Below are 11,929 nucleotides of genomic sequence, written 5' to 3' on the forward strand. Positions count from 1 at the left end.
TGAGAACATGTTGTTAGGGTTTGTTGGGCTTGGCGCAGTAGTTGAAACGGCATACTTGCCCGCAATACGAAACCTGTTTGGTACTTCGGTGAGTTGTCTCGGATTTGATGTACAACCCGCAAAGCAGCCACAAGGCGTGACACGCTGCGCTTCACTCGCCGAGCTTATTGCTCAGCCTCTTGATACGCTGTTTATCACTACCGCATCCCTGCAGCATCTTGACGTCCTTGAACAGGCGCTGGCCTCATCAATACCGCGTATTGTGGTTGAAAAGCCCATCGTCCCCACACTTCCCCAAATCGAAATACTGAAAGCGCGGCTGGCGATGCCCGGCGTGGCCTCTCGCATATTGGCACTTGACCACTGGATGGCCCGTAATGGCGCGATGCAACTGATGTTGGGGAAACTAAGCCCACAGTGGCATGGCGATACCCGCCAGGATGCACTGGTTTCTGATTTTTCGGACATCGTCAGAATCGAAGGATTTCTGCAGGAGCCGAGCGGCTTCAACGCGGCAGGAGAGCCTATCGCGCTCAACTTTGCTACAGGCGAGCCGGATACGCGCGAACTTCGCCACCCGGATGGTGTGATTCTGGATATTGGCACGCATGTGCTGGCGATGCTGCGTGAAACGGTACGCTACCTGGGTGGCAATGATGATATGGCGTTGCAGGTGGTGACCGCTAAAGACCGTCTGGGCCGCGATATCTGCCAGGACGATCTGAGCACAGCAGAAGGTGAGGCGCATCTGCAAGGACAGATGAGCGGCGTACCACTGGATATCTGGCTCAATAAATACGCGGGGCCTGCCGGAGGGCAAAAAGGCCTGCGGCTTCATCTGCGCGATGGACGAGTTATCAGTTATGACCGACGCGGCGCAGAGGATGTGCTTGAACTGATTGATGGCGGCAGCGTACAGCGCTGGAGCCTCCCCGGAACGATCTACGCTCACTGTCTGGCAGAGCATATCCTGGGGGCGCAAAGTCTGTTTGTGCGTAGCCCGGAAGAGGTGAGTCGTACGACTCAACGCAGACTTGAAGAGGTCGAGCGTCTGCTGACGTTACAGCAACAGTTGCGAGGGGCACATTAAGTGCGCCGTGTTAAAATCAATGCAGTTATGAATCCCTTGTAAAGGAGTCACCATGTCAATTACCTGTCCGGATTGCCACGCGGAACTAACGCCACAAAACGGTGTGGCGCACTGCGAGAATTGCAATAAAGACGTCCAGCTTGAAGCGCGCTGCCCGGAATGCCACAAGCCACTTCAGGTGTTAAAAGCCTGTGGTGCGGTGGATTATTTCTGTCAGAACGGCCACGGTTTGATTTCAAAAAAACGCGTGGAGTTTATTGTGCTTTGACAGAGTAATATCAATCAGGTGTTATTATGATTCGAAACATTCACTATGTGAATGTTTCGAAATGGAAATGGTCGGTAATCTTAAAAAACCAGGTTTAGATATATTTAAGAATTAATTTAGGTTTTCTGAAGTGCATGTTTTCATAGTTCCATAATATAATATTAATGAGGCTGATTAATTCCGCATTAATAATGGGGCCTTGTTTTATAAGGATATATTATGGTGCAATGGATGCGCTTTATTATTTTTATGCTCATTTCTGGTGCGGCATATGCTGTTCCGGACAACCCGATGGAAAAGAGCGAGTCCTCTTCTGAGAACTCACTTCCTGAACTGGGCAGTGAGTCCACGCAAGAGGAACAAAACCACCCAAAAAAGTTACTCAAAGAACAGGGCACAGAGTACGTCATCGGTTCTGCGGCACAAGGGTTTACGAACCTGTCGCCTGAGGCGCTGGAATCGCAGGCCAGAAGCTATTTGCAAGGGCAGCTAACCTCAACAGCTCAATCTTATGTTGAGGGACTGATGTCTCCGTATGGAAAAGTGCGAACGAATTTATCGGTTGGAGAAGGCGGTGACCTGGACGGTTCCTCAATCGATTATTTCGTTCCCTGGTATGATAATCAGCGCACTGTTTATTTCAGTCAATTTTCCACTCAGCGAAAAGATGAACGCACCATGGGTAATATGGGTGTGGGTGTTAGACATGATTTTAATGAATGGTTATTGGGTGCAAATATATTTTATGACTATGACTTTAGTCGTGGGCATCGCCGACTGGGTTTAGGTGCGGAAGCCTGGGCCGATTATTTAAAAATCTCCGCTAATTATTATCATCCACTTTCCGACTGGAAAGACTCCGAAGATTTTGATTTTTATGAAGAGCGCCCAGCACGCGGCTGGGATTTTCGCGCCGAAGCCTGGTTGCCTGCGTACCCTCAACTAGGCGGCAAAGTTATTTATGAGCAGTACTACGGTGATGAAGTTGCGCTGTTTGGTAGCGATAATTTAGAAAAGGATCCTCGTGCCATTACGCTGGGTCTGAACTATCAACCTGTTCCGTTACTGACCATCAGTACGGATTACAAAGCGGGAACGGGCGACAACAACGATCTCAGTGTTAATGCCACACTGAATTACCAATTTGGTATCCCTTTAAAAGACCAGATGAATGCTGAGAATGTGAAAGCATCCCATTCACTGAAGGGAAGCCGCCATGATTTTGTCGAACGTAACAATTTCATCGTGCTGGAATATCGCGAGAAAGCGCCATTAGACGTCACGCTATGGTTAAAAGCGGATGCCAATACGGCGCATCCCGAGTGTGTGATTAAAGATTCTCCGGAAGAGGCTGTCGGGTTGGAGAAATGTAAATGGACGATCAATGCGCTGATTAACCATCATTACAAAATCGTCGCCGCCTCCTGGCAGGCGAAGAATAACGCCGCGCGTACCCTGGTGATGCCGGTCGTAAAAGAAGAGGCGATCTCCGAAGGAAACAATAACCACTGGAATCTGGTTCTGCCCGCCTGGCAATACAGCGCTGACGAAACGGAGCAGCAGAAACTCAATACCTGGCGGGTACGGCTGGCATTGGAAGATGAAAAAGGCAATCGACAAACTTCCGGTGTTGTTGAAGTTACTGTTCAGCAGAACCGAAAAATTGAGCTTATCGTCAATAACCTGGCCCATGTGCCGGATGAAAACAACCATCGTCACGACGCGCGCGCGCTGGCAAATGGTGTTGATGGCGTGGTGTTGGATCTGGATATTACCGACAGTTTTGGTGATGACATCAATGGCAAAGGTAAACCACTGCCTGACGAGAATTTAAGTCTGGAACTGTATGACGCGCAGGATAAGAAAGTCAGCCTGGCGAAGAAATCCTGTGCTGACGATAAACCCTGCGTGTTTATTGCCGCGCAGGATAAAACCAGAGGCACCGTCACGCTGGCCAGTACGCTTGCAGGCACTTTCCGCTGGAAAGTCAAAGCGCAGCCCTATGATGACAGTAACTTGGTCAATGTGACGTTTCTTAATATTGGCACAGGGGGGCTGAATGCCCTTATTTATCGTGTGGGTGCGGAGAACCCCGTCAATTTGATTGACAGTCGAGAGCCGCTGCTTCTTGACAGTACCTACCGTTTTATTCTGTGGCGCGATGCTAATCAAGATGGGCTGTTCCAGCAGGCGGAAAAATTAACCGATGATGAAATGACCCAGTATGACTACCAGTGGCAATTCACCGGACAGAGTGTGCATGGTGAAACCGGGGCGCAGGCCAATACTGCGAATAAAGATATGGTGATCCCTGCCAGCAACCGAGAGGCGCAACAGATGTTTGGGGCGAGTGATGGCGATGGGGTGCAAGGTTATGGGCTGCGTGTCTTATATCGCAAGAGATGAGATGCCCAGTCGCTGAAGTTTGACTAAGGAGAGTGAATATGCAGCAGGAAACAAAACGGCGTTTGACCAAAATCGCGTTGGCATTGGCTTTAGCAGGCTACTGTGCGGTACCCGCGATGGCGGCGGAGGGGCAACTGAAAGCCGGGCAGTGGCAGTCAGTGACAGGGAATACCGGCAGTATTCAAGGGACAATCCCCTGGATCACACGTAGTGCGACAGAGATTACCGAGGCTGATAAAGCGCATGTCACCGTGACGGTTGATCGTGGTAGCCGTACAGCGAGTTCGGAAGGCGACAGACAGTTTCATGTTGGCGATAAAGTGACCGTTAACTGGACCATCGGCGATGAGCAGGGTGATCTGGATGTGAATAATACGGCGACAAAAGCCACCGTGCAGTGGATGAGTTACAGCGATCAATCGGGTTCCGATCCTCAGGAGATCGGCACGAAAGGCAGCGACAGTTACACCATTGCGGACGCGGATGCTAACCGTTACATAGGTATCAAAATGACGCCGACGACGACAACCGGCGATCCCAATGTGGCTCCGGAGATTTTGCTGAACGATTTGTCAAGCAACGCGGGTGGTGGTTCGGACAGTGATGATATTCCAGAAGGTCCGGTATTTGATGATGCAGTACATGCTGTCATTTACGAAGCCGGTACAACAACGAACCTGCTTGGCACGGCAACGACACTCAAAACCAATACCACCTATAAAGTTCTGCTGTGGAAAGATAAAGCAGGGGGCACGCCGGACAAATACGATACAGGTGAAGAGGTTACCAGCCAGTATAACTATCGCTGGCGCTTCACAGGCACCAGTCTGCAGTTGGGGACTGCTGGTGGACTGGTCAATCCGGGTAACAACAACAAAGACCTGGTTATTCCGGTTACGAACGCCGAAGCGAAGGGCGCTTTCGATTACGCAGGCGGTGGCATCACCATCGGCAACGATGGTGTTCAGGGCTACGGTTTGTCTATCGACTTCCAGCGCAAATAACATCACCCCTTGCCATCCCGTATGGGGTGGCGTTTTCCATACGTTTTGCTTAGCGAGAGTCGCTAATCAAAACGTGTTGAACCGAAGAGATTAAGGTGGTTTTTACTCATGGATGGGTATCAGAAACTGGCTAAATGGATGCTATTGGCGCTGCTTATGCCGATGGTGATGTTCTCCGCGCAGGCAGCGTTAAAAGGGGGCCCGTGGATACAACCCGGTATTTCGACAGGTGCGATCAACGGCACCAGCCCCCTGGCGGATAGCGCCAGTGTGCCGGTTTATCAAGGCAGTATTCAACTCGATCCCAGTAAAGAACACACTATCGCGTTTAACGCGATGCCTGGTGACTTCAGCGTAGATGCTACAGCGACCAGTATGGTGCTGATTAACCCTCGAGATACCGAAGGCGATATTTTTAGCAATCCCCCAATGTTACGTTGGGCAAGCCATACCCAACCCGCAGTGTCACTGGTCTGGGCCGAGGCCGCTACGCCAGATACACCACTTAACCCACAGCCTCGCCCGGATCGCTCTTTCTGCGCACAAAACCTGGCGGGGCATCAACTGGTGGCGATCCCCCAATTTGATCAGGATGAAAGCTTACCCTCGCTGGATCTGTTCACGCAGACCGGTGTGCCGAATCAAGGTCTGGTTTTGCTCAGTGAAAAACAGGTGACGCTGAATATCGCCCCCGCTCAGGGAGATTTGGTGACCGTGAGCGCCGCCAGCTATGACAATGCGCTAAAAGCGGCAAAAGCCAAAGTTGGCGACACGCTTACGTTGATGGTGACGACGAAAGACTGCCAGGGAAATCTGCTGGGAAACATCCCGTTTATCATCAAGCGTGGTGATGCCATAAACCGCCAGAATGCGGTAAATAATGCCGGGCCAGTTAAGCTGGACACCACGGAACTGACCACCACCACCACGGAATATTACGGCACAACCAATACCAGCGGTGTGGCGACAGTAAAAGTGACCCAGCCGAATGGTCCGGGTGTTAAAACCCCTTTGACGGTGAGTTTGCCGGGTATCTCGCAAACCAGTGAAACCGCGGTGATCTTCACTGTCCTGACCAGCCCCGATGTTCCACAAGCCAATATGTGGGGACACATGGCGGAAACAATACAGGCTCAGGATTACACCTTTAGTCGCCCGAAACTGGCGGCGGAGGTCGATAATGAAGACGGAACCGTAGTCGATCACAATGAAATTTGGTCTACCTTCACCTGGCACGGCGCGGATAACCACTGCGATATTCTTCCCGGTATGCGTCATTTTGGCGCGCTGGCGAGCGTCATCCCAACGTCAGTGCAGGACGTTGCAGGCTGGCCGGTAATGAACAATTACTACTGGTCATCGCTGGCGGGCACAACCGGGCAGCACCATGCGGCAGATGTCTCCAACCGTAGTGAAGCGCAGAAACCGGATGACAACAAGTTCATCGTCAGTTGTGTCGATAAAGATGCGCCTGACGTTGATCCTGAGCTTACGCTAACGCCGGATAATTATGATGACACCTTACAGGCGGTGAAAGTGGCGGTGGGTGATGAGACACATATGCGTCTGACCATAACCGATAAGAAAAATAATCATCAGCCGCTGGCCTACTACTACTTTTCTGTACACCTTGATGAGGGGGTTAACCGTAAAGGTGAAACGAATACCGACTGGGAACTGAACCCGGTACAGATAGCCACGAACAGCGATTTGCAAAAAGCCGATGATCACAATTATGAAGGCATGACCGATGTGAACGGTCAGGCGACGTTGATCCTGACTCAGCCTGGTGGCGTTGGGGTAAAAACGCATATCACGGCGAAAATGCGCAGCAATTTTACCGCCTCGGATGCGAAAGACGTGATCTTCACCGTGGTCACCAGCCCGGACAGCGGCTATGCCCGTATGTGGGGGCATATGGGCAACGGGATAATGGAAGCCGGTAATCTCTACAAACGCCCGCGGCTGGCGGATGAAACGACCAACGACATCGGTTCGGTGCGTGAAAATAACGAAGACTGGGCGCTTTTCGAACAAAATACCAGCATGGAGGCTGAATGTGGCTCCGGGCATGTTCCTGATCAGCGTTCGCTGGAGAGTTTATACGCCGGCCATCAGGGCAATATCATCGGTACTGAGCACGGTTGGCCGACGGCAAAGCAAAGTTATCTGGCGGCTGTGGCACAGCCTGACACGCATGTGTCCGTCAACCTGGGAAATGGTAGGGTCGATACCTATTCTGCTCTCCAGCCAAACTATCTCACCTGTTCTGCTAACGAGCTGATAGCGAAGGTGGTCGTAGAGACAGATAAAGACAGCTCACCCGATTCGAAGCTGGCGAAAGCAAAAGTGGGTGAAAAAATTACCATGACGGTGCATACCGTCAATGCCGCGAATAATGCGCTAATACCCAATACAGCCTTTACCATCACGGAAGGCATCGGGTTAGTCAGGACCGTACAGCCGTCCGGTTACACTGACCCGACCAGCGGTGCCATCACCCTCAACGGCACACAGTATGGTACTGCGCAGCCGTCGATGGTCTATTCCGGTACGACGGATGCGCAGGGCGTGGCCAGGGTGGAAATCGAACAACCGAACGGCGTGGGTCTACGAACGCCGCTGACGATCACCCCGAGCAATTCCGCACTGCCAAATACCATTAACTACTATGTCATTTTTACTGTCCCGACCAGCCCGGATGTCACCGGCGCGCAAATGTGGGGCCATATGGATAGCACCATTCAGGTCGACTCCATGACCTTTGAACGCCCAAAATTAGCGTCGGAAGTGAGCGGTGAGCAAAGTTCGTTGACCGAAAATAACGAAACATGGGCGCGTGTTGGCCAGGCGGATATCGAAAATACCGTGGCAGGTGGCTGTGGAGAAAATAAGGTGCCGACCCGAACGCAATTGAACGCACTGTACGAGGCTAATCGTAATAACGCGATCCAGAACGTTCACGGTTGGCCGACCCAGCGTGAGGAGTACGGGAGCAGTACGCCTGCCGATAAAACCCCCCATCTGTATGCCATATGGCTGAATAATGGTGCGTTGGTGAATACCAATACGTCACCCCTTTATATGAGTTGCCTGACAACAGCGAATCCACCGGCCAGCAGCATTAGTCTGGATGTCGTGGATCAGGCTCAATGGGACAGTTCGCTTAACGCGGCGAAGCTGAAAAAGGGCGAATCGCTGCAAGTGAAGGTCACGGTGAAAGATGCAGCAGGTCATCCGATGCCGGATACGCCGTTTACGTTGAGCCGTGGTGATGGTTATACCCGTTCTGGTGAGCGTCATACGGCGGGCAGCGGTGACAGTATTGTCGCTCCGGTGATCGTTGATGGCGGGCAGTCTGATGAACTGACGCTAAACGATACTGCTACCGTATATGCGGCAATGACCGGCAGCGATGGCAGTAAAATTCTCACCATTACTCGCCCGGATACACATGGCACGAAGACGGCGCTTACCGCCGCACTTTATGCCGATCCCACGAAAAATGCGGTGCTGGACACGATCTTCACGGTGGTGACCAGCCCGGATAGCGCGAAAGCAAAAATGTGGGGGCACATGCCGGAAACACTGGAGGCGGGTGGATTGACCTTTAAACGTCCGATACTGTTTTCAGAGCTGAGTGGTTCCCCGGGAAATGGGCGTAAAGGGCCGGTAGAAGATAATGAAATCTGGGCGTTGTTTACCGAAACCCAGGCTGGAAAAACCAATAACAGTGGTTGTGGCGTGGCTTATATTCCTTCCCAGTCCGCACTGGTGAGTCTTGCCAGCAACTGGCGCGGGCATAAGGTTGATGGCTGGCCTGTGCTGAAAAGTTATGACACCAGTACGGCGGATGCCGCCAGTGTCGAAAACCGTAATTATCTGGGCGTACAGCTTAGCAACGGTGCTGGTAGTGTACTGGAGTCAAAAGGCGGGTATTTAACGTGTCAGACAACCGCGAACCCGAAAGTGGCACAAATAACGCTGACATCGGAACAGGAGGTTGATGCCGATGGTAATGCTGCCGTGAAGGTGAAAACCGATTATGGGCAGGCGCACGAACAAATGACGCTTAACGTCACGCTTCGAGATGCGCAGGGGAATTTAATGGGAAATACCCCGTTCTTATTGAATCATGGGAAAACACTCAATCGTCAAAATAGCGAGGTAACCGATTATCAGTCGCAATTGATTTTGGTCACCGATCAGGGCAACCATCAAGTGTTTTTGATCAATACTGAGGACAACTATTACGGCACTACCGGAGCGGATGGTAGTGCAACGTTGAAGGTGTATCAGCCCAATCATGGCTGGGGGGTTAGAATCCCCCTGCAGGCGTTGCTGGACGACAGTAGTGTGACATCTCAGCCTGTGAGCGCGATCTTTACGGTACTGACCAGCCCGGATTCAGCAAAAGCCAACTATTGGGGCCATATGCCGGAAACGGCAACGGCGGCCGACGGCACCGTCTTTGAGCGACCAAAACTGTGGAGTGAGCTAGCGGCGACCAGCGGCGCTGGCGGTCCGGTAAGCTATGCGGATGTGAATAATGAACGCTGGCCCGTTCCAGCCGGATCGCAGAACGTGAATAGCAGCACTGCGCCGTGTGAAGAGGCGCGTCATCCATCACTTGAAGAGCTGAAATCGCTGTACAGTCGCTACCCTGGCGGCACGCTTGCAACAGCGATCGGCTGGCCCGTGAAACAAGGGGGTTATGCCTGGTGGACAAATGATGCCTCATGTACCCATACCTATAATGGACGGTGTCAGACGATAGATTTGTCCAACCAAAACGTCGAGATGACCAATACTCTGGCCTACCAGTCTTGTCTGGTGCATCCGCATGCTTCTGTCTCGGGTGTGACGCTAACCTCAACAGCATTTGATGCGACAACCCAGGCGGCGAAGGTGAAGAAAGGCGAAGCCATGCCAATCACGGTCACGGTCAAAGACAGTGCCGGAAAACCGGTGGCTAACGTTGCTTTCACACTAAAACGTGGGGAGGCTTTACCGCGCAATAGCGGTGCGACGCTGTATGGCGATGTGGCGGCAATGGACGATATGACCCTGGCGCCATCGTCAGGCACGGCCTCGATGTTGACGGAGAATGGCAGCGCGATAAGCGGCATCACCGGCGCTGACGGGACGGCGAACTTTACCCTTCGGCAGGACAATACGCCGGGCTATAAAACGCCGATGACGGTGATGTTGACCGATAACACTGCGATTACCGCGACGCTGGATACTATTTTTACCGTGGCAACCAGTCCGGATGTTTCCTCAGCGAATTTTTGGGGGCATATGGCGGATACCGTTGTGGTGAACGGAAAACCACTACATCGCCCGCTGCTGAAATCGGAGCTGCCTGCGAATGCTGTACCGGCAGTCGCGCCGGATGTGAATAATGAAACCTGGGCGCTGGCGCATACCGTCGACAACAGTAAATGGGATCTGGCAAAACAGTGCGATAATATGGATAACGCGCCGGATTACCCGGACCTGGAGGCGCTATATAGCCGCTTCAGCACGCTGGGATGGCCATCTTCCCCGAGCTTCCCTTATCTCTCTTCGGCACGAAACGGCATTCTGTATTGTGGGATGTATGAAGGGAGCGGGGCACAGGATTGCGGGATTCAGCCTGCCAGCACTGCAGGGTTTGCGACCTGCTTTCAGTAAAAAGGTTAACGGATAAGATGCTGGCGCATTTTATCCGTTCCGGGAGTCCACATTTTTCTTGCGAGGTTTGCGCATTTTTGTGATGGCGCTGACTTCGCTCACCACCACACCATCACCAAGGCGGGTTGTTAATGTGTCGCCCGCTTTCACCTGCTTAACCTGTTTCAACACCGCGCCATCGGCGGCGGTGGTCACGCTGTATCCCCGCGCCAGCGTGGAAAGCGGGCTCACGGCTTCAAGATGCGTCACCGCATTGCCAAAGCGTTCGCGAGTGGCGCTCAGCTGGGTGCGCAGGTTCTCCGCCAGACGATACTCCAGTTGCTGAATACGGGTTTGCGTACGGTGAATGCGCGACTGCGGGTTTTGCAGATTCAGACGCTGGACAACACGCTGCTGGCGAGAAACCGCGCGCTTAAGCTGATTATCCAGCGCAAAGCTCATGCGTTTTTGCAGACGTTCCAGCGCAGTTTGCTGACGCGCCAGACGTAACTGTGGATGCTGCTGTTGTAAACGATGATGGATCTGCGTAAAGCGGCGAGTGCGGTTGGCGAGGAAATAATCCATCGCCATTTCCAGCCGCTGCTGACCATTCTGTAGCTGACGCAGCAGTTCCTGTTGATTACGACTGACCATTTCTGCTGCCGCCGAAGGCGTGGGCGCACGCAAATCCCCGACAAAGTCGGCAATGGTGACGTCAGTTTCGTGGCCCACTGCACTGACAACCGGGATACGGCTGGCAAAAATCGCCCGGGCTACGCATTCATCGTTAAAGCTCCACAAATCTTCCAGTGAGCCGCCGCCGCGACCGACGATTAACACGTCGCATTCGCCGCGCGCGTTTGCCCGTTCAATGGCGCGGACAATTTGTCCTGGCGCATCGTCACCCTGAACGGCTGTAGGGTAGATAATGACGGGCAATGACGGATCGCGACGCTTTAGCACGTGCAAAATATCATGCAGTGCGGCGCCGGTTTTTGAGGTGATCACCCCTACGCAGTGAGCGGGGGAAGGCAGAGATTGCTTGTACTGTTGATCGAATAACCCTTCAGCCTGCAGCTTTGCTTTCAGCTGTTCGTACTTCTGCTGAAGCAGGCCTTCACCTGCCGGCTGCATACTTTCAACAATAATCTGGTAGTCGCCGCGCGGCTCGTACAGCGTAATGTTGGCGCGGACCAGCACTTGCTGCCCATGCTGCGGGCGGAACGTAACGCGGCGGTTGCTGTTGCGGAACATCGCGCAACGCACCTGAGCGGCGTCATCTTTCAGCGTAAAATACCAGTGACCGGAAGAGGGCTGGGTGAAATTCGAGATTTCTCCGCTAATCCACACCTGCCCCATCTCTTGCTCAAGCAGTAAACGAACCGTCTGATTCAGGCGGCTTACGGTAAAGATTGAGGTGGTTTGAGAGGATAACATGTGAGCGGGATCAAATTCTAAATCAGCAGGTTATTCAATCGATAGTAACCTGCCCACAGGGGAGCGCAA

At 52.6% G+C, this 11,929-nt stretch carries 6 protein-coding genes; 5 read left to right on the forward strand and 1 reads right to left on the reverse strand.

Annotation, left to right across the window (positions count from 1 at the left end; translation table 11 throughout):
- The first annotated feature begins 7 nt into the window (after nucleotides 1-7).
- From N7268_RS16090 to N7268_RS16110, 5 genes are all read left to right on the forward strand, one after another.
- Nucleotides 8-1,090, forward strand: coding sequence for a Gfo/Idh/MocA family oxidoreductase (locus N7268_RS16090; protein WP_260863684.1), 1,083 nt, complete (start codon nucleotides 8-10; stop codon nucleotides 1,088-1,090).
- 52 nt (nucleotides 1,091-1,142) lie between these two features.
- Nucleotides 1,143-1,358 (forward strand): zinc ribbon domain-containing protein, encoded by a 216-nt coding sequence (locus tag N7268_RS16095; protein WP_198903348.1) that lies wholly within the window; start codon nucleotides 1,143-1,145, stop codon nucleotides 1,356-1,358.
- 219 nt (nucleotides 1,359-1,577) lie between these two features.
- Nucleotides 1,578-3,764 (forward strand): intimin-like inverse autotransporter SinH, encoded by a 2,187-nt coding sequence (sinH, locus tag N7268_RS16100; protein ID WP_260863685.1) that lies wholly within the window; start codon nucleotides 1,578-1,580, stop codon nucleotides 3,762-3,764.
- A gap of 38 nt (nucleotides 3,765-3,802) precedes the next feature.
- Nucleotides 3,803-4,768, forward strand: a complete 966-nt coding sequence (locus N7268_RS16105; RefSeq protein WP_260863686.1) for a SinI family autotransporter-associated protein — start codon at nucleotides 3,803-3,805, stop codon at nucleotides 4,766-4,768.
- Nucleotides 4,769-4,876: 108 nt separating this feature from the next.
- Entirely contained in the window at nucleotides 4,877-10,444 is a 5,568-nt protein-coding gene (locus N7268_RS16110) for an adhesion domain-containing protein (protein WP_409929200.1), read from the forward strand.
- 30 nt (nucleotides 10,445-10,474) lie between these two features.
- Here N7268_RS16110 and xseA read toward each other — a convergent pair whose 3' ends face one another.
- A complete protein-coding gene (gene xseA, locus N7268_RS16115) occupies nucleotides 10,475-11,860 on the reverse strand; it encodes an exodeoxyribonuclease VII large subunit (protein WP_260863687.1) in 1,386 nt (461 codons plus the stop codon).
- Nucleotides 11,861-11,929: the final 69 nt, after the last annotated feature.

Source organism: Citrobacter sp. Marseille-Q6884 (assembly GCF_945906775.1).
In the GTDB taxonomy this organism is placed as follows: Bacteria; Pseudomonadota; Gammaproteobacteria; order Enterobacterales; family Enterobacteriaceae; genus Citrobacter.

Coding starts and splice junctions, on each gene's coding strand:
- N7268_RS16090 (WP_260863684.1), top strand. CDS start 8: ATGTTGTTAGGGTTTGTTGGGCTTGGCGCAGTAGTTGAAACGGCATAC.
- N7268_RS16095 (WP_198903348.1), top strand. CDS start 1,143: ATGTCAATTACCTGTCCGGATTGCCACGCGGAACTAACGCCACAAAAC.
- sinH (WP_260863685.1), top strand. CDS start 1,578: ATGGTGCAATGGATGCGCTTTATTATTTTTATGCTCATTTCTGGTGCG.
- N7268_RS16105 (WP_260863686.1), top strand. CDS start 3,803: ATGCAGCAGGAAACAAAACGGCGTTTGACCAAAATCGCGTTGGCATTG.
- N7268_RS16110 (WP_409929200.1), top strand. CDS start 4,877: ATGGATGGGTATCAGAAACTGGCTAAATGGATGCTATTGGCGCTGCTT.
- xseA (WP_260863687.1), bottom strand. CDS start 11,860: ATGTTATCCTCTCAAACCACCTCAATCTTTACCGTAAGCCGCCTGAAT.